This is a genomic window from Hathewaya limosa, from assembly GCF_030815255.1.
Lineage (GTDB): Bacteria > Bacillota > Clostridia > Clostridiales > Clostridiaceae > Hathewaya > Hathewaya limosa.
Genome location: NZ_JAUSWN010000003.1, coordinates 26130 through 47282, shown reverse-complemented (window position 1 = coordinate 47282; position 21153 = coordinate 26130). Strand labels below are relative to the sequence as shown.

Here is a 21153-nt window from a genome sequence, read left to right as displayed (position 1 = left end):
TCCTTTTATTTCTTAAATTTCTTTAAGCTAATACCTAACCCAGATAAAATAGTTCCTAATGTAGCTAAAATACCTGTGTTAATTGGTAAGCCTGTCTTAGGTAAAGAATTCTTTTTATTATTAGATTCTTCTTTACCTGAATTAATAATTGTTTCTTCTATAGGCTCTAATTCTTTCTTTTTAGAATTTGGATCTAAGTTAGTTTTCTTTGCAGGGGCATTAGTAATTGAATTTAAGTTATTTATAGGTTTTAAAGAGTTTTTATTAGGAACAACTCTAAAAGTAACTCTTGAATTTCCCATTGGCTCAACATTCATAGATAGTTTAATCGGAGACTCTAAACTAGGGATTTCAAATTTAATTCTACTAGTTTCTTCTCCCTTAGAATTTTTAAAACTTTCTACAATAGTAGGAGTTATTTCTTTTCCATCAACAATAGCTTTAATATTTGTCATCCAATCTGTTCTATTTAAAGTTAAAATTAAATATTTTTTATCACCTTTTATTTCATAATTAGAAGCCTTTATATATTCTCCAGCCATAGATGGAGAATTATCCTTTTCTTTTAATGTATCTACCTTTATTTCATAGAAACTATGTTTTTCTTTATTGTCTTGCCTTCCAGAAGGCTTCTTTTCTGATTCTTTAGGTTTCTCTTTATCATCTTTTTGTTCATCTTTGTTTTTAGTATTATCTTCTTTAGGTTTCTCTTTATCTTTATTATCAGATTTAACTTGTTGATTTTGATCTAATGGTTTTTCATTAGATTTTTGTTCTTGATCTTTTGCATCATTTTGATCAATTAATTTTAAACTATTTACTTCAGGTATTACTCTAAATGAAACTCTAGCATTACCCATTGGCTCTACATTCATAGTTAACTTAATCTTAGATTCAGGTGAACTTACTTCAAATTTAACAATTCCTTTTTCTTCTCCTTTATCATTTTTTGTACGTTCTATGATAGTAGGAGTTATTGTTTTACCATCAACAGTAGCTGTAATATTTGTCATCCAATCTAATCTATTTAACTTTAATAAAATAAACTGTTTTCCATCTTTCACTTCATAATTTACTTTTTCTATATATCCCCCAGCCATAGATGGTTCATCTGAACTTTCTTTTAATGTTTTTATTGATACATTATACATACCATCTTTAATTTGTTTTGAACTTTGAGAGCTAGACTGATTGTCCAAATCTTTATTAACAATTTCTTTTGGTAGCGTTGTCTTGTCTAATGACTTGGAAACTAAATCATTTTTAATATCTATATTTGCTTTAATCTGTTCATTTGGTATTTTTGAATCTTCAGTAACTAATTCAATTTTTGAATTTATATTAGGAAGCTTAAACTGAACTACTTTAGATTCATTTAATTTTTCTTCCACTATCTTGTTGATTACAATTCCCTCAGGAGCTAGTAATCCCTTTCTATTTTTAGAAACTTCTGAAGAGATAACAGACTTTCCATCTACAAGTATATTAGTAACATTAGCATACTTACCTTTTAATAGTATGGTTACCATAACATCTTTCTCTTCTGTAATTTTTATATCTGTTTTTATATCTAAATTTTCTTTTAATAATTTTTCATGTTTTTTATTATCACAACTAACTAATGTCTTAACATTATTATAAGAACCTTTTTTCAAATTTTTAAATTTTACTATTTTTAAAATTTCTTTATTTATCTTTGTTTGAGGTTGTTCTTTTTGTTTATCTTCTTTTTGTGATTCTTTAGGTTTATCTTGATTATCTTTATTTTCATTGTTTTTAGGTTCAGTTGGTTTAACATCAGGTTTTTCTACAGATACATTATTTTCATTTAAAACTCTAAAAGCAACTCTTGAATTTCCCATAGGAACTACATTCATATGCATTGTTACTTCAGAATTCTCACTGTTTACTTCAAATGTTAATTCTGCTATTTGACCTAATTCTTTTTTGTCATAAGGCACCTTTGCACCATCTACTGATACATCTATGTTTTTCATCCAATCTATTCTTGTTACAGTTAAGGTAAAGAACTTTTTACCATCCTTTTCTGTATATTGTACAGTTCCATTTAAATAGTCACCTGCCATAGATTGTTCATTTGAATTTTCTTTTAATGCCACTATATTAATTGATTTTGTTACTTCTGACTTTTGAACTGGTTTCTCTATTGGTTTTTCAGAAGGCTTATTTTCTGATTCTTTAGGTTTATTTTGATTGTCTTTTTGTTTATCCTTATCTTGTTTAACATCTGGTTTTTCTTCTGGCTTAGTAGTGGAAGGTTTGGTTTTATCTTTTTCTTTATCTTCTTTATTTGCTGGCTTAGTGTCTTTCAAAGCTTCAAACTTTAATTTTTCACCTACAACTCTAAATGTTACATTTGAACTCATTGGTTCAACATACATCTTAAATGTAAGCTCTGGATTTACTTTGTCCACTTCAAATTTTAAAGTAGCTCCTTCATGATCCATTCCCATAACTTTTGTTTTACCAGTCTTAGTTATTGTTGGATTTACTTCTTTACTATTTAAGAAAACTTTTATATTTTTCATCCAATCAATTGCTAAAACATTTATTTCACAATAAACTTTACCATTTTGCTTTGTATATTTAGCTTTTTTCTCAAAATAAGTACCTGACATTGAAGTTTCATCAGATTTTTCTTTTAGAGTTTTTATTTCAGCCTCATATATACCGTCTTTATCTGTAGAAACCTCTTTTTGAACTGGTTTTGCAGGCTTTTCTTCTGGCTTTGTTGTAGAAGGTTTAGTTTTATCTTTTTCTTTATCTTCTTTATTTGCTGGCTTAGTGTCTTTCAAAGCTTCAAACTTTAATTTTTCACCTACAACTCTAAATGTTACATTTGAACTCATTGGTTCAACATACATCTTAAATGTAAGCTCTGGATTTACTTTGTCCACTTCAAATTTTAAAGTAGCTCCTTCATGATCCATTCCCATAACTTTTGTTTTACCAGTCTTAGTTATTGTTGGATTTACTTCTTTACTATTTAAGAAAACTTTTATATTTTTCATCCAATCAATTGCTAAAACATTTATTTCACAATAAACTTTACCATTTTGCTTTGTATATTTAGCTTTTTTCTCAAAATAAGTACCTGACATTGAAATTTCATCAGATTTTTCTTTTAGAGTTTTTATTTCAGCCTCATATATACCATCTTTATCTGTAGAAACCTCTTTTTGAACTGGTTTTGAAGGCTTTTCTTCTGGCTCAGTAGTAGAAGATTTTACACTTTCCTTTTCTATATCACCAGTGTTATGTTTTTGATTTTTTTTAGTTTTTATATTGGTTTGATCAATATTTTTTTCTAGTTTTATAGTGGTTAATTTTTCGGAGCTTGTATTATCTTTATTTAAACTATTTCTTGAATTAGCAGTAAGTATTTTTCTTGAATAATTATCTACAGAAATATATTTATTTTTATTTAAATCATTTTCTATATTTAAGGACGCTGAACAATTATTTAATTGTTTTTTTAAATAATCAGGACTCAGATATGATTGTTTATGCAATTCTATTGATGAATCATTTTTATTTTCAAAGGCATAGACATGTGATTGGGAGATTCCCCCTAAAACTAAAAATCCAGTTAATGCAATTCCAACTGATTTCTTTTTATTATTCATTTTACTCATTAACATTTCCCCCTTGTGTTCAATACATGTCTATTATAAGCTAATTGAAAATTAATTTCAATTGATTTTTTGAACTAAATGAAAATTATTTTGAAGTAATAATAAAATTCAATAAAAATCCTATATACTAAATTCTAATTTTTTAGTATATAGGATTTTTTATTTTATCTATATTTACATATTATTATTTTTTAAATCTTTTTTTAAAAGCAACTCCTACTCCTGATAAAATTGCACCTAAACCGGCTAATATTTCTGTATTAATAGGTAAGCCTGTTTTAGGTAGGCTTTTTTGTATAGAAATTTTATTAGTTTTATCTTCATTTTGTACAGTTTGTTCTACTTCATCTATTGATGCCAAGCTATGTCTTTTCTTACTTAAGTCTTCATTATTTTTTCTTGATTTAGCATTATTGTTTGATTTTTCGGAAGTAGTAGTTTTTAAATCTGATTTCTCTCCACTTTCTTGCTTGTTTCCTTTTGATAATTTTTTTTCTTTATCCTCTTTCAAAACTTCTTTATTATTTTCAGTATTTGTATTTTTATCTTCCTTTGTTTCGTTTTTCTTATTAGATAAAGTTTCTTTTACCAACTCTTTTGGCAATGTGTTTTTATCTAAGGATTTTGATACTAAATCATCTTTCAAATTAATAATAGCTTTTATATCATTGTTAGGTTGATCTGGTTTTTCTACTGCTAATTCTATTTTTGAATTTATATTTGGCAACTTAAATTCTATTATTTTTTTATTTTGAATATCCGGTTTTACATCATGCTCTTCACCTGATAACATGATTTTCTTTCTATCTTTAGTAACTTCTTTAACTAGTATTTCTTTACCATCTACAAATATTTTTGAATTCAACGCATATTTTCCTGTTAACTCCATTTGAACTACTATTTCTTTTTCTTTTGTTATTGTAGCTTTTGTTTTAATAACTAAATTTTCTTTTATTAATTGCTCTTGTTTCTTATTCTCCCAACTTAACGTTGCTTGTACGTTTTCATAAATTCCTTCTTTTAAGTTTTTATTTTCTACTACTTTTAAAATTTTCTCAGAAACCTTTTGCATTTTTATATCTTTATCTTTATTTTTATCTTTTTTTTCTTTTTCTGATTGCTTAGTGTCACTAGTCTTTTGATTAGCCTGCTCATTTGATTTATCATCAGTTTTTTCTACAGATACAGTATTTTTATTTAAAACTCTAAAGGCAACCCTAGCATTTCCCATTGGCACTACATTCATTTGTAATTTAATCTCTGAATTTTCGTTATTTACTTCAAAAGTTAATTCTGCTAGATTACCATTTTCCTTTTTACTATATTTAGTCTCCACTCCATCTACTAGTATAGATATATTTTTCATCCAATCTATTCTTGTTACTGTTAAAGCAAAGAATTTTTTGCCATCTCTTTCTATATATTTAAGATTTTTATCTAAATATTCCCCGGCCATAGATGGTTCATTTGAATTTTCCTTTAATGTTACTACACTAATTGATTTTGTTACTTCGGGTTTTACTTCAGACTTTTGAGAAGGTTTATTTTGTGATTCTTTAGATTTACCTTCACTATCTTTATTTTGATTAAAATCTTCTTTTGATTTTTCTTGTTCCTGATTTGTAGGTTTACTTGTATTATCCTTAGGTTTGCTTTGCTGATCATGCTCTAATGGCTTTTCACTAGGTTTTTGCTCTGAATCCTTTATATCATTTTCTTTAATTAATGTTAAACTATCTATTTCTGGTATTATTCTAAATGAAACTCTAGCATTGCCCATTGGTTCAACATTCATAGTTAATTTAATTTGTGATTTAGGTGAATTTACTTCAAATTTAATAATACCTTTTTCTTCACATTTATCATTTTTTATAGTTTTTACAATAGTAGGAGTTATTGTATCACCATCAACAGTTGCTACAATATTTTTCATCCAATCTATTCTATTTAGTTTTAGTAAAAGATATTGTTTTCCATCTTTTACTTCATAATTTGTATTCTCTATATATCCTCCAGCCATAGATGGCTCGTCTGAACCTTCTTTTAGTGTTTTTATTAATAAACTATATAATCCATTTTTAATTTTTAAAGAATCCTCTTTGGAATTTTCAGAAGGCTTATCTTCTGATTCTTTAGGTTTGTTTTGATTATTTTCTTGTTCATCCTTATTATTAACATCTGATATATTATCTATTTTAGGAACTATATAGTTAGATATTTCAGAAAAACTTCTTGTTTCTCCTGAACCAATTGAACTTATAGTTTTTATAATTCTATATTCTTCTCCTGATTTAATTGATATATCAGAAAAATCACCTGTTAACACATCTTCATTTATTTCTTCTGAAAATTCTTTTAACGTTTCATATTCTCCATTTGCTTTTTTTCTTTGAAGTTCAGTTGTTATTTTCCAGTCTATCTTACCTTTTAAAAACTCCTTAGCAGTTTTATTATTAAGAGCATTTTTATACTCTTTAAAGTTATTTGGAATATTACCCTTAGTAGAATATTTATCTATGATAATTGTCCAACAGTATAAATCTAATATAGAAAAATCTTGTGTCCATTTTAATGTATTATTGTATGAAGCAAGTTTTAAATTCAATATATCCTTCTGGGGAATAGATATATATTTATCTACTGATAATTTAGGTAAAAATTGAAGTTTATTTAAACTTACATTTAGATCTTTTAAATTAGGCATAATTTCTAGTAAATTTTCAGGAATATTTTTAAGTTGATTATCACTTAAATTAAACTCTTTAACATTAGTTAAGTTTTTATAAATTTCAGTAGAAATTTCACTTATTCTATTATTTTGTAAAGTTATATTTGTCAAATTTTTTAACAGACTGAATTCTTTAGGAAGTTTTTCAATTTTATTATTATCTGCATATAACGTATTAAGAGAATTTAATTTACCTATACTTGTTGGAAATTCAGTTAATTTATTGTTACTTAAAAATAATTCGTTTAAACATACTAAATCATCAAATGAGTTGTCTTCAATTCGAGTTAGTTGATTCTTAGATAGCCCTAAATGTTTAAGTTTTTTTAAATTTGATAATGAGTCTTTAGATACAATCTTTAATTTATTACTATTTAAATTTAAATTTTCTAAGTTAGTTAATTTTCCAAAAATATCAGAAGGTATCGCATGAAGTGTATTACCAGCTAATGATAATTTCTTTAACCCTGTAAGATTATTAAATATACCTTTTGGTAAAATCTCTATATTGTTTCCGTTTAAATATAGTTCAGTAACATTAGGTCCTAAATCACTTAACATAGTTATATTTTCTATACCTTGATTTGATAAATCTATAACTCCTTTTGCATTTGCTAATTCTTCTTTTGAAATTTTTCCATCTTTATTAGTATCCAATTCATTTTTTTTCAAAGCATTAATTAAATTTAACTCACTATCTTTCTCTTCTTTTTTTATTACAAATCCATCCCAACCTTTTGTACATTCTTTATCAAAAATAAATTTAACTTTAGTATATTTACTCATATCCCCAATTTCAGTTTTTTTACCACCCATCATACCTACTAGAACACCACCAATATGTTCATCATTTAGGTTTTCAATAGGAACTTCAAAAGTTTGCATTTCGTATTCCCCATCTTTATTAGGAGTTCCATAATTCTTAGCTACAGTTTCATTAAAAACATTATTACTCTCTATTCTAAAGTCATAAAGACTATATGCATACATAGTATTAAGCATAGTTAATTTAATCTTTCCATTCTTAACATCCATTTTAACATTTTTATTAAAAAAGTCTTCCAACATAGATGAATTTTCAGGTTTATCAATTCTTCTAGCTTTAAAGTTTAATGTATATGTTCCATCTTCTAAATTCTCTGTAGAAATTAATTTTCCTATTACATTAACTTCACATGTATCTGTAACAGTTTTCCCTTTGCTATCAGTAACAGAATATATAACTTTATAAATACCCTTTTTAGGATTATTTATATCTAGGGTTCCATAATCAATTTTTACCTTATCAGTAATAATGCCATCTTCTTCATCTATAGCTTTTACATTTTCCATTAAATTAATTTTATTACCCTTTTCTACAGTTATTGACTTCTTTATAGTCAACATTGGAGGTGTATTTTCCTTATTTTTTTCAGATTTAAATTCTTGTTGACTTACTAATGTACCATCTTTTTTTATTTTTATAACCATTGTATTGTATTTCTTTGATTTCATTATGATAGTGTTAACTTCTTTGGTAAAAGAGTGGTCATTAAGTTCTAATCCTCCCATATAACTAAGATGATATTCATTAGTACTAAAATTAAAATTATCTTTATGTTTAACTCCATTCACTGTTAATTCACTTACAGATCTTATATAATCATCTAATCTATCATTCTGTTCTAAAGAGATTTCATATTCAACCCTTCCATAAATTTCTCCATATCTAGAATTAGTTACTTTAGGAAGAGTTTTAATCTTAACTTCATCTTCCGAAGAGAATAAATCATCACTTGAATTCTTTGAATTTGCACTTGTATTATCTATATTTTCCTTTTCTTTTTCGGAAATTTTATTATTTATATCCATACTAATTGTATTAGCTAATGGGGAAATCAATTCTTTTTGTTCTATTAACTGTCCTTGTTTATTTATTATTATTTTGGTATCATTAAATCCTTGAGATGAAATAATAACTTCATTATTCTCCTTATTAAAAGCATTTACACTTAATTCTAATCCAATTGAAGAAAAACGATATTGATTATCTTCTGTTAATTCATCACAGTTGGAATATACAAGATTATTAACTTTTATTGATGTTATATTGTTTCTATATAAATTCATAGTTTTATCAAAAAGTGGCAGCTTAAATTGTATTCTGTATTTGTTTATAGATGTATAAAAATCACCTAATTCTACCTTTGAAATCTCTGGAACGGACTTAACTTCAGCCCAATTAACTTCTTTTAAAATTTGTTTAGAAATAGGTAAATTGTCTGCTACGTTAGCATAAACACTATAAGAAGATATCCCTCCAAGTATTAATGCACTAGATAAAACAATTCCCATAGATTTAGTACTTTTCAATATTTTCCTATTCATTAAAATTCCCCCTTAAGTTATGTAATTAAATCCAATTATACTGTAAATGATATTGATTTTCAATATCATTTTTATTTTATATTTTTATTTTATATTTTTATTTTAAGTTGCCTACTTTGTAATCATCAAATATAATATTTTTAGGTAATTATAAGATTTACTTGTTATTTTAATACTAAAAAAATTAATAAATTAAATGTAAAAATCTTTATTAAAAATAAGGATTCCTACATTACAGAAAGGAAACTTTATATCTATGTCAAAAAATGCAAAATATTTTATAAAAAAATTAGATATGATAAAACATCCCGAAGGTGGATATTATAAAGAATCTTTCACTTCTAATGAGGTTATAGATGTTAATAATGGTAAAGCAAAAAGAAAACTTTGGACTAGTATTTATTTTCTATTACAAACTGGAGAGGTATCACATTTTCATAAATTAGAATCAGATGAACTATGGTATTATCATGGTGGTTCATCCCTTACTATTTATATGATTGATATGGAAGGTAACTTCATTACTAAAAAATTAGGATTAAATATAGATAAAGGTGAACAGCCACAGGTATTAGTTCCTAAAGGATTTATTTTTGGATCTGCTATGAATAATAAAGGATATGCTCTTGTAGGATGTATGGTGTCACCAGGATTTGATTTTCAAGATTTTAAACTTTATAGTAGAAAAGAACTTTTAGAATTATATCCTCAATATACAGATATAATATATAAATTAACAAGAGAAGCTTAAACTGAAAAGTTTTCTTTTAAAACAAAAGAGCTAGCTCATTATAGATTATAGAAATAAAATTCTATTTTTGAGTAAGCTCTTCTTTATTATATATTTAACATTATTTACTTATATCAAATATCTAAATATTATTTACTAGATGTAGTAAGTGTACTAGGGTTACGAGTTTGTATCCATACTAAACCAGGACCTGTAAATTGACATACTAAACCTTCCCCTCCAGTTATAGAACTTATAAATCCAGAAGCAAGTTCCACAGAATATTTTAGATTACTATCCCATAAAACTAGGTGATCACTATCTACAATATAACTTTCTCCCATTTCAAGGTGTTTTTCATAAATTGAACCATATGCTGATAAGAAAAGTTCTCCTTCGCCACTAGCTTGCATTTGAAATAATCCTTCTCCAGATAAAAATCCTTTTGCCCCAGCACCTTTTGTTAAAATTTCAATTCCATCACTAGATGCTAAAAAAGCACCTTTACCTAATCTATAAGATTTAGACCCATCTAAAGAAATATGTTTAATATCTCCCATATAAGATGGTGCTAATAATAATTCCCCATTACCTTTTGAAGTAAACTTTTGAATAAAAGCACTTTCACCAGTAAGCATTCTTCCGAAAACCTTTCCTATACCACCAGCTTTAGTCTTAAGTTCAAAGCAATTAGACATAGATACCATAGCACCTGCTTCTACGTTAACTACATCCCCTTCTTCACATATTAATTTCAGTGTTCTATTAGCTTCTGCAAAAAGTAGTTCATGTTTTATCATTAATTGAATCCCCCTATAATATATTTACCAAGTTATTATAAACTACATTTTGCAAAAAGTTAATAAAAAGTTTGTTGTTCTCAGAAAACAACTATAACTTTACACATAAAAACAACGACATTACTATATAATGCCGTTGTTAGACTCGCTATAAATTATTTTCTTTTAATGAAAGTTCCTTCTTTCATTATAATGTCCATTCCGTCTGTATTTACATTATGGATATCTTTAAGAGGATTTTCTTGAAGAACTATAATATCTGCAAATTTTCCTTCTTCAAGGGTACCAGTTATTTCATCTATTCTAAGCATTTCAGCACCATTTTTAGTTGCTGCTAAAAGTGTTTCCATTTCTGTTAATCCTGATTTATTAAGAGTGTACATTTCTGTTATAGCATATTTGCCATAAGGTGTTAAACTACTACAGAATGAATCTGAACCAACTGTAATTCTAATACCTTTTTTATTAGCATTTTGAAGATTGTCTACAATACGGTTTAATTCCTTTTCAGCAGTTGTTTTTCCAGGATATTTATCATGAATTGGTCTATATGGTGGTTCATATACTGTAAACCATTCATAGAAGAATTGAAGAGTTGGACAGAAAGTAATGTCTTTTTCTTTCATTATTTCTAAACATTCTTCATTTAATTCTTGACCATGAATAATTGCAGATACTCCTGCCTTACAAGAATCAAGAGCTCCTTCATATCCTTCAGCATGTGACCATACAGGTAGTCCTACCATATTTGCTTCATCTACAACAGCTTGTATCTCTTCCATACAATAGTGAGGAGCTGCTTTTGCATCATGACGCCATATTCCTCCACCAGTTGACCAAATTTTTATTGCATCTGGATTTTCACGAAGTCTTTTTCTAACAGCTTTGCGAAGTTCCCAAGGACCATCTACTCTTTCAGCCCAAGGATGTGATGCATTGTTATATTCTAAAGGAAGTTTGTGAGAATCCCCGTGACCTGCTGTTCTACAGAAACCTAATCCTGATGTAACTATACGAGGTCCTGGTATAATTCCTTCTTCGATCATATTACGAAGGTCTATTCCAGATCTAGAAATTTCACCAACTGAAGTTAGACCATGTTCTAAAGCTTCACGAGCTTGTGCTACAGCAACAATTGTTTTTTGAGTAACTGGCTCTAAAACCCAATCTGAATCATTGTCTGTTCTATTTCCACTAAAATGAAGATGTGTATCAATTAATCCTGGCATAATAGTTTTACCAGTGATATCTATCTTTTCACATTCTCCCTCTATGTCCTTCATAGGTCCAACATATTCAATTTTTTTATCATTAACTATTAATAGAGAATTTTCTATAGGTTCTTTACCTGTACAATCTATTAATAATCCGCCCAAGAATGCAATTCTACTCAAGATAATCTCCCCCTTGTATAAAAAATATCTGTCTTCTCATATAGTATATACCAATAATTTAAATTCATCTAGTAGTATTTTAAAATTATTTTGAAAATTTATAATAATTCTATTAATGCTTTTTATCTCATAAAAATAAAAAATCAATGCACTAAACATTGATTTTTCTAAGCTTATATTATTTTTAATAATCGTCTATAATAAGAAATATTTTTTTAATATAACTGCTCTTATTGATTCATAACTTATAGTATCAGGAAGTTCTTTTTTTACTTTGCTTATTTTATCATATCCATCCTTTTCACAGACTTTAATTATAGCTTCCTCGTCCTCTGGAGAATATAAATAGTCAATATCTAATTTAAAATCTAATTCTCCTTTTTCTACAATATAATCTGTAACATATCCTAATATAGTAGATACCCCTACTTCAATTTCTTCAGAAATATTTTCTAAATCTTTTCCGTCCTTTAACATATCTATAGCTATATCTTCATTCTTTCTATTCTCACCATCTATAATTACTTTTAATTTGTTTTTTTCAGTCCAAACCCTATTAATATTATTTTCAGTAATATAATTATTTACTATTTCTAAGATTTCATCTCCATATTTTTCGATTTTCTTAGGACCGATACCAGAAATATCTTTAAGTTCATCAACGGTACATGGATAACGTCCACTTATTTCTTTTAATGAATTTTTAGATACTATCATTCTTGCAATTGTATGTTCTTTTCTTGCGAATTTTTTCCTTAAAACTAAAAGTTCCTCTAATAATTTTAAATCCGAATTCACATTAAAAGTATCTAATGTTGCTTTCTCCTGTATCTCCGGCTTAAAATTAACTTTTATATTATTATCCTTAACATATTGTTTGATTAATTCTTCAAATTTTTGTCCATATTTTTCGTATTTAATTTCACCAACACCAGATATATCTAACATAGCTTCCTTATTAATAGGATATTTACAACTCATTTCTCTTAAAGTTCCATCACCAAAAATCATATAAGGAGGTACATGTTCACTTTCAGCTATATCATGTCTTAAATTCTTTAATAGATTAAATAATTCACTTGTATCTGTAATCTTTCTTTGTATTTTAAATTCTTTAAATTCAACTTTCTCCTGTGACTTTAAAACCTTTACAGAATTCTCATTTAGTGCTAAAACAGGATAGGTTCCTTCTATTAAAGTTATATAATTATGAGATATCAATGTATTAATAAAGTTTCTTAAACTTTCTGCAGAGTATTCTCTCATAAGTCCATAAGTTGATAATTCATTAAAATTCAAACTAAGAACCTTTTTATTTTTAGATCCTCTTAATACATCTATAAGCATAGTTATTCCAAAGTGTTTTTTCATTCTACATATACATGATAATATCTTTTGAGCATCTATGGTTCTATCTACTATATCTCCTTCATTTAAACAGTTACTACAATTATTGCAGTTTTCATTAAATTCCTCTCCAAAATAGTTTAATAAAAACTTTCTATAGCAATCATTACTATATACAAAATCCACCATTTGTTGAAGCTTTTTATATTGATTATTTTTTCTTTCAGGATTTTCACTACTAATTTCTATTAAATACTTTTGAATATGAATATCAGAAGGGGAAAATAATAATATACATTCACTTTTTTCTCCATCTCTTCCCGCTCTACCTATTTCTTGATAATATGCTTCTATATTTTGAGGAATATTATAATGTATAACAAATCTAATATTAGGTTTATCTATACCCATTCCAAAAGCATTTGTAGCCACCATTAAAGGAATCCTATCATGAATAAATTCTTCTTGATTTAAAGTTCTTTCATTATCATTTAATCCAGCATGATATCTTCCTATATTGTATCCTCGTTTTTTTAATCCTTCATATATATTATCAACTTCTTTTCTAGTAGCAGCATAAATTATGCCAGACTGTTCTTTATTATCCTCTATATAATTTAGCAAATAAGATTTTTTACTTTCATTCTTTATTATATTAATACTAAGATTTTCTCTATCAAAACCTGTAATAAAAACCTTAGGATTATTTAAATTCAGAAGATTTACTATATCTAAACGAACTTCCTTTGAAGCTGTAGCAGTAAATGCTGACACTATAGGTCTATTGCTTAAACTTCTTATAAAATTTGCTATTTTTCTATAACTTACCCTAAAGTCATGACCCCATTGAGAAACACAATGAGCTTCATCAATAGCTATTTGAGAAATATTTATCTTTTCTATTATATTTAAGAATTCAAATGATTGAAGTCTTTCTGGTGCTATATAAATTATTTTATATATATTATTTTCTAGTCCACTTAAAATTTCATTAAACTCAGAATCTGATAAGGAACTATTTATGTACGCAGCTTTAATTCCCATAGATCTTATATCATCTACTTGATCTTTCATAAGTGATATAAGTGGAGAAATTACGATAGTTACACCATCTAAGAGTAAAGCTGGTATCTGATAACAAATAGATTTTCCACCACCAGTTGGCATTATGGCTAAAATATCTTTAAAACCTAAAATATTGCTTATTACTTCTTCTTGACCAGGTCTAAAACTTTTATACCCATAATGTTTTTCTAAAATTTTCTTTGCCTTATCTATCAAACTAATCTTCTCCTTAAAAATATTTGCACTATAAAACAAAGTACTTATTATACTATACATTAATTAAAACTATTTTACAAAATAATATTATCTTACTACATTAAGCCTATTAATAATGCTTTTAAAAAAATTTCAAATATAATATTATAACATATATGTTATAATATAGATATAGACATATAAAGGAGTGATATGTCATAAATGATAATATACAATAATTGTATTAGTCCCGAGAAAATAATATTTATTATATCTATTTTAATATTCCTTAGTACTGTCTTTAGTAAGGTTATGTATAAGATAGGTATTCCTACTTTAATATTATTTTTAGGTATAGGAATGATTGCAGGATGTGATGGAGTAGGTAAAATATACTTTGATGATCCTCATATTGCTCAATTTGTAGGAACTATAGCTTTAAATTTCATTCTATTTCATGGAGGATTAGAAACTAAATATTCTCAAATAAAACCTGTCCTTAAGTCGGCCAGTCTTTTAGCTACAGTAGGCGTGTTTTTAACAGCTATTCTTACTGGTATTTTTATATTTTATATTTCAGATTTTACAATATTAGAAAGTATATTAATAGGTTCAATAGTCTCATCTACAGATGCTGCTTCAGTATTTTCTATATTAAGATCAAAGGATTTAAATTTAAAAGGTGATCTGGCACCACTTTTAGAATTAGAAAGTGGTAGCAATGATCCAATGGCATGTATATTAACAATTCTTTTTTTAGATTTAATAACTTCTCCTAATTCAAATATTATAAGTTATGTTTTTATGCTTATTAATCAATTAGTTATAGGTTGTTTATTAGGATATCTTTTAGGAAAATTAAGTGTAAAAATATTAAATAAGATAAATCTAGATATCCAAGGACTATATCCAATCTTAACTATTGCTTTAGCATTTTTAATATTTTCCCTATCAGAATATATAGGTGGAAATGGTTTCTTATCCATTTATATTGCTGCAATTATAATTGGAAATAGTAATATAATTTCTAAGAATACTATAATACGGTTTTACGATGGATGTTCCTGGCTTATGCAAATTATACTATTTGTTACCTTAGGTTTACTTGTTTTTCCTAAACGAATATTTAATATTTTATCCATTGGAACATTGATTGCAGTAGGTATGATTCTCCTCATTAGACCTATAGTGGTATTTTTACTACTCTATAAATCCAAATATTCTACAAAAGAAAAATTATTTATATCATTTGTTGGTTTAAGAGGTGGTGCACCTATAGTATTTGCAACATACCCTCTTATTGCTGGACTTAATATAGCTAGCGATATATTTAATATTGTATTTTATATATGTGTATTTTCTATTTTAATTCAAGGAACATTTCTACCAATACTAGCAAAAAAATTGCATTTAACAGAAGATCATAAAGAAAATTATTTTTTACATTATAAGTATTTAGAAGATAATAATATAAAAAACAAATTATTCGAAATTACTATTAAGGAAGAGTCTAATATTTGTGGTATGAAAATATTAGATTTAAATATTCCACAAAATGTTTTAATAATACTTATAGAAAGAACTAATCAATATATAATTCCTAAAGGTGATACTACTATAAAATCTGGAGATAAATTAATACTTATTTCTAAGACCCTTGATGATTTTTTAGATGTGAAAAACGAATTTTATAAATTAAACTAAAGAAGGAGAGATACCTTCTTTAGTTTAATTTCAATACATGAATTCACTAATTAAGTTGATCTTTTAAAAATTTTGTGATTTTATTTCTATCAAATTCTTTATGAATAAGTTTATTTTCTATATGTTCAAAGTTTATATTTAATAAAGTATCTGAATATATTTTTACATTATTTATTATCCCTGATTCTACATCTAATAAAACTTGGATATTTCCTATGTTTAAAGTCTGTTCCAAATTAATAGTATACTTTGGACTTTCACCATATATCCACTTTTTACAACTATATTTATCTATATATCTCGGAGAATAACAGTCCTTATTTAAAATACTTTCTTCTTTAACATTACCATAAACAATTTTAAAAGCTTCCTTTAATGCATCTATTAAACTATCTATAGTTATATTAGGAACTTTATCCTTAAGATTTATAACCCTGCTTTTTACTGATTTAATACCTTTAGACTGTAATTTTAACTTTGAAGGTTTCAAAAATTTTTGTAACATAGTAATATCAACATCCACCATTAAAGTTCCATGATGATAGTATGAATTGTTTTCTTCATAAAAGGCATGTCCTGAGAACTTTTTTCCATCACATAGTAAATCATTTCTTCCTGAAAACTCCACAGAAAGATTAAACATTTCAAGAGCCTTTTTAATGACTTTTAATTGCTTATTTAAGTTTTCATTATTTTTGCTTGTTATAAAGGTAAAATTTAAATTACCTAAATCGTGGTAAACAGTGCCACCACCTGAAAGTCTTCTTGCTAAACTTATATTATCTTTCTCTATTGCATCAATATCACATTCTACATATGGATTTTGATTTCTTCCTATAACAATAGTTTTTTCATTTTGCCAAAGATATAAAATCATTTCATCTTCTTTAACATTTTCAAATAACTCTTCTTCAAGAGCAAGATTATAATAAGGATTAACTTCTTTAGAAATTACAATTTTATTCATGATAATGTATTGCTCCTATTCCTAATCCTAAAGCTGCTTCATGAATGACTTCTCCTGTAGTCGGATGAGCAAAAATTGTTTCTATAACATCTTTTTCTTGTATATTATTTTTAATTATTAAAGTTAAAGAAGCTATAAGAGTCGATGCATCTGGACCTATTAAAGAAGCACCTATTATTTTATCTTGGTCTACATCCTTTATTAATTTAATAAATCCTTTCTCTTCACCCATAGTTAATGCCTTACCATTAGCAGAGAATGGGAACTTACTTACCTTTATATTTAATCCTTTTTCTTTAGCAGCATCTTCTCCCATTCCAACACAGGCTATTTCAGGAGTAGTAAACACTATATCAGGTACAAAATTATAATCCATTTTTCTATTTTTATTTAAAATATTATCTACTGCCACTATTCCTTGATGAGATGCCACATGAGCCAATTGATATTTATTTGTTACGTCACCAATTGCGTAAATTCCCTCTACATTTGTTTTAAGATAATCATCAACCTTTATTCCAGAGCCATCTTCATTTAATTCAACTTTTGTTTTATCTAAATTTAAACCGTCTATATTTGGTTCTCTACCTGGTGCTATTAAAACCTTTTCTGAAACTAGATATTTTTCTTCCCCATCTTTTTCAAATACAACTAATGCTTCACCATTTTCAGTTTTTTCAACTCTCTTTACACTAGAACTAGTAAACACATTTATGCCTTTTTCTTTTGCAATAGCTGTAATTTCTTCTGAAATATCGGAATCCATAGTTTTTAACAGACGTTTACCATGAGAAACCAAATTTACCTTTATTCCAAAATTTGAATAAATAAAAGCAAATTCCATACCAATAACTCCACCACCAAGTACAGTTATAGATTTAGGTTTTTTAGTATAACTAAGGGCTGTTGTACTATTTAAAACAAAAGGAAGATTATAACCCTTTATGTTTCTATTAATCATTTTAGCACCAGTAGCTATTATTATATTTTTAGCATTTATTGTATACTCATCCTTACCTTTTTTAACAACTATAGTTTTTTCATCTTTAAAGGAAGCTTCTCCCTTAATTAATCTAACATCATTTTTCTTTAAAAGATAATCAATACCAGAAACTAAATTATTAACAATACCTTCTTTTCTCTTTACAACCTTTTTCATATCTACTTCTGGAGTATCACATAAAATACCAAATTCCTCAGCATTTAATGTATTATGGAATATTTCAGAAGATTTTATAAAAGTTTTAGTTGGAATACAACCTATATTTAAGCATGTACCACCTAGGTTTTCTCTTTCAATTAAAACTGTATTTAATCCATTTTTTGCTGCATAGATGGATGCCACATATCCTCCAGGACCAGCTCCAATAATTATCATGTCGCAATTAACAGTTTCTTTCTTTCCTTTTAATAGACTACCAAAGTAATCCATAACAGGTTTTTGTGAATTATTTTTATTATTTTTCTGTTCACCAGATACTATAAACAAAACTTGTCCAACTAATACTTCTTGTCCTTCTTCTACTTTTATTTCCTCAATTTTATAAGAAGCTTTAGCTTTGAAAGGTGAATTACCCTTTTGACTTTCTATCTGCATAAGTACATCATTAGTATTTATAACATCTCCTACTTTTACGTTTACCTTTCCAATTTTTGCACTTTTTTTATTACCTAATAAAGATTCTAATTTAATTTCCATAAAGCAACCTCCTAGATATAATAATACCCTGAGCAATTACATACCCAGGGTTGTTATTTATTTTAAATTCAACTTATTTGAAGTCCTTTTCAAATTCATCAAGTGAAGCTTTTAATAATGTAACTGTGTAAGCCATACTTGGGCCACCACCAAATGCTACTGCAACCATTGCAGCTTCAAGTATTTCTTCTCTAGTAGCTCCTGCTTCTAAAGCTTTGTAAGTGTGGAATACTATACAGTACTCACAACGATTATATGCAGAAACAGCAACACTTATTAATTCTTTAGTTTTAGTTGTTAAACTTCCTTCTGCATATGTAGTACCTAAAAGGTTCATGAAAGCTCCTACATGATTTTCATTAGTTTGACCTAAATCAGTTAAACCTTGAGTAAATTCATTTAACATTTGTCTTACATCTTTCATTGTGCTACCCCCTAATATTTAATATTAAAAATTTTCTTTCAATAATTATTCTTAATTAGAAAATAACACTAAATAAAATAAAAGTCAATGAATTTGTCGAATTTTTAACAATATTTATAATTTTTATACATTTTTCTATAGATGTATTTTCTACTATAGATATATTAAATAATTAATAAATATAAAGTTATAACTAATATAGTAAATTATTAACTCTTAATTTCTCAAACTTACCAACTAAATCAGCAGTATTTATAACTAATATAGTAAATTATTAACGCACCCCCCCAAACTACTAGGTCGTGTATAATCTCTATTTATAACTAATATAGTAAATTATTAACTCTATGCTAGATTAGAAAGAGGAAATCATATTCAAGGATTTATAACTAATATAGTAAATTATTAACCAAGTATTACTTTTACAGTACCGTTTCCATTCCATAAATTTATAACTAATATAGTAAATTATTAACATTAGTATCTTATGCAAGTCTTATAAAAAAAACTAGGATTTATAACTAATATAGTAAATTATTAACAAGACTAGAATTAACTTTGGATTATGGAATACCTGTATTTATAACTAATATAGTAAATTATTAACCTTCGACTGGGAAAAATGTATTTGCTAAATCTAAGTGATTTATAACTAATATAGTAAATTATTAACTTATTTATTAAATCTTTATCTATAGATTGTTTCAAATTTATAACTAATATAGTAAATTATTAACACGAAGGGGATTGGATTCATATTTACTGTAAACCTCAATTTATAACTAATATAGTAAATTATTAACTTCCTAACTTTCCAGCAGCAGTTGCTATACCAACTATATTTATAACTAATATAGTAAATTATTAACGATTTTTACCAAATACCCATTGAGTAAACATTGATGATTTATAACTAATATAGTAAATTATTAACGAGCTGGTTAAATGCTTAGTATAATTTTATTTGTAATATTTATAACTAATATAGTAAATTATTAACTATTTTGAGATAATTTTCTGAAAAAATAAAAAAATAAATTTATAACTAATATAGTAAATTATTAACAGAGAAGATATTGATTATATAATTGAAAAATATAAAATTTATAACTAATATAGTAAATTATTAACATACACGTACTTTTTTTATTAATAAATTTCGAATTTATTTATAACTAATATAGTAAATTATTAACTAATGTAAAGTTACATATAATATTAAATATAAAACTATTTATAACTAATATAGTAAATTATTAACTATACTTTTGTATTGAAACGTTATATAATAACCTCAATTTATAACTAATATAGTAAATTATTAACCTCTAAGTTTAATTTCATCAACTCCATTAACTATGAATTTATAACTAATATAGTAAATTATTAACTATATATTGGACTAGCATGTTGGGTATATAGATAGGATTTATAACTAATATAGTAAATTATTAACCAATAGAAAACAACCAAAAATATATTGTTTTGGCAAATTTATAACTAATATAGTAAATTATTAACGTTAAAGAAATTATTAAAAATAATTTATAACTAATATAGTAAATTATTAACTTTTAACGATCTTCTCCATGCACACATAGGACATAATATTTATAACTAATATAGTAAATTATTAACGAATTTTTATACCTTTAAATGCTTCTATGCTATATACATTTATAACTAATATAGTAAATTATTAACCGGCATATGGAGATAAGGCTGTATCTATTTCCGGAAATTTATAACTAATATAGTAAATTATTAACTTATTAACCTACTCACTATAAACATAATCCCTTCTTGATTTATAACTAATATAGTAAATTATTAACGCTTATAGAACAGACAATCTCCATAGTCTACATAGGATTTATAACTAATATAGTAAATTATTAACTTAGAAAAGTTAGCGGTATCGCAAGTGTGGAGGAACATTTATAACTAATATAGTAAATTATTAACTTAGTAAATTGATTTTTAGTAACTAATATATTTTCTTATTTATAACTAATATAGTAAATTATTAACGAACTACAATACGATGGTCAAGGAAAATGGAAGCAATTGAAATTTA

10 protein-coding genes and 1 CRISPR repeat array (1 of these 11 cut by a window edge) are annotated in these 21153 nt (G+C 26.0%); of the genes, 2 read left to right on the top strand and 8 right to left on the bottom strand.

Going from position 1 to position 21153, the window contains the following annotated elements; all coding sequences use genetic code 11:
* Positions 1-5: 5 nt before the first annotated feature.
* Both QOZ93_RS02570 and QOZ93_RS02565 read right to left on the bottom strand, forming a co-directional pair.
* Positions 6-3656 carry an NEAT domain-containing protein gene (locus tag QOZ93_RS02570; RefSeq protein ID WP_307354990.1) on the bottom strand — a complete coding sequence of 1217 codons (3651 nt, stop codon included), beginning with the start codon at positions 3654-3656 and terminating at the stop codon, positions 6-8.
* Between the two features lie 184 nt (positions 3657-3840).
* Complete coding sequence (locus QOZ93_RS02565) at positions 3841-8751, bottom strand: NEAT domain-containing protein (protein ID WP_307354989.1); 4911 nt, start codon at positions 8749-8751, stop codon at positions 3841-3843.
* Between the two features lie 256 nt (positions 8752-9007).
* On the opposite strand from QOZ93_RS02565, the gene QOZ93_RS02560 reads away from it, so the two are divergent.
* Positions 9008-9502: a cupin domain-containing protein gene (locus tag QOZ93_RS02560; protein ID WP_307354988.1), complete on the top strand. Its 495-nt coding sequence runs from the start codon at positions 9008-9010 to the stop codon at positions 9500-9502.
* 128 nt (positions 9503-9630) lie between these two features.
* On the opposite strand, the gene QOZ93_RS02555 is transcribed toward QOZ93_RS02560, so the two are convergent.
* From QOZ93_RS02555 to recQ, 3 genes are all read right to left on the bottom strand, one after another.
* Entirely contained in the window at positions 9631-10281 is a 651-nt protein-coding gene (locus tag QOZ93_RS02555; protein ID WP_307354987.1) for a TIGR00266 family protein, read from the bottom strand.
* Between the two features lie 155 nt (positions 10282-10436).
* Complete coding sequence (locus QOZ93_RS02550; protein WP_111942425.1) at positions 10437-11675, bottom strand: metal-dependent hydrolase family protein; 1239 nt, start codon at positions 11673-11675, stop codon at positions 10437-10439.
* Between the two features lie 195 nt (positions 11676-11870).
* A complete protein-coding gene (gene recQ / locus QOZ93_RS02545) occupies positions 11871-14303 on the bottom strand; it encodes a DNA helicase RecQ (RefSeq protein WP_307354986.1) in 2433 nt (810 codons plus the stop codon).
* Positions 14304-14504: 201 nt separating this feature from the next.
* Here recQ and QOZ93_RS02540 point away from each other — a divergent pair, with 201 nt between their 5' ends.
* Entirely contained in the window at positions 14505-15986 is a 1482-nt protein-coding gene (locus QOZ93_RS02540; RefSeq protein WP_111942421.1) for a potassium/proton antiporter, read from the top strand.
* A gap of 46 nt (positions 15987-16032) precedes the next feature.
* Here QOZ93_RS02540 and QOZ93_RS02535 read toward each other — a convergent pair whose 3' ends face one another.
* From QOZ93_RS02535 to QOZ93_RS02525, 3 genes are all read right to left on the bottom strand, one after another.
* Positions 16033-16953: a lipoate--protein ligase gene (locus QOZ93_RS02535; protein WP_307354985.1), complete on the bottom strand. Its 921-nt coding sequence runs from the start codon at positions 16951-16953 to the stop codon at positions 16033-16035.
* Entirely contained in the window at positions 16946-18652 is a 1707-nt protein-coding gene (lpdA, locus tag QOZ93_RS02530; protein ID WP_307354984.1) for a dihydrolipoyl dehydrogenase, read from the bottom strand. Before lpdA ends, QOZ93_RS02535 begins: the two co-directional genes overlap by 8 nt.
* 73 nt (positions 18653-18725) lie before the next feature.
* On the bottom strand, positions 18726-19076 hold the full coding sequence (locus tag QOZ93_RS02525; protein ID WP_111942415.1) for a carboxymuconolactone decarboxylase family protein: 351 nt from the start codon (positions 19074-19076) through the stop codon (positions 18726-18728).
* 185 nt (positions 19077-19261) lie between these two features.
* A CRISPR array of direct repeats spans positions 19262-21153; the repeat unit is 29 nt; unit sequence ATTTATAACTAATATAGTAAATTATTAAC; it runs 2583 nt beyond the window's last position.

Bases quoted from the DNA above. Each gene is read 5' to 3' on its own strand.
- QOZ93_RS02535 (WP_307354985.1), bottom strand. From the start codon at position 16,953: ATGAATAAAATTGTAATTTCTAAAGAAGTTAATCCTTATTATAATCTT.
- QOZ93_RS02560 (WP_307354988.1), top strand. From the start codon at position 9,008: ATGTCAAAAAATGCAAAATATTTTATAAAAAAATTAGATATGATAAAA.
- lpdA (WP_307354984.1), bottom strand. From the start codon at position 18,652: ATGGAAATTAAATTAGAATCTTTATTAGGTAATAAAAAAAGTGCAAAA.
- QOZ93_RS02525 (WP_111942415.1), bottom strand. From the start codon at position 19,076: ATGAAAGATGTAAGACAAATGTTAAATGAATTTACTCAAGGTTTAACT.
- QOZ93_RS02570 (WP_307354990.1), bottom strand. From the start codon at position 3,656: ATGAGTAAAATGAATAATAAAAAGAAATCAGTTGGAATTGCATTAACT.
- QOZ93_RS02565 (WP_307354989.1), bottom strand. From the start codon at position 8,751: ATGAATAGGAAAATATTGAAAAGTACTAAATCTATGGGAATTGTTTTA.
- QOZ93_RS02540 (WP_111942421.1), top strand. From the start codon at position 14,505: ATGATAATATACAATAATTGTATTAGTCCCGAGAAAATAATATTTATT.
- QOZ93_RS02555 (WP_307354987.1), bottom strand. From the start codon at position 10,281: ATGATAAAACATGAACTACTTTTTGCAGAAGCTAATAGAACACTGAAA.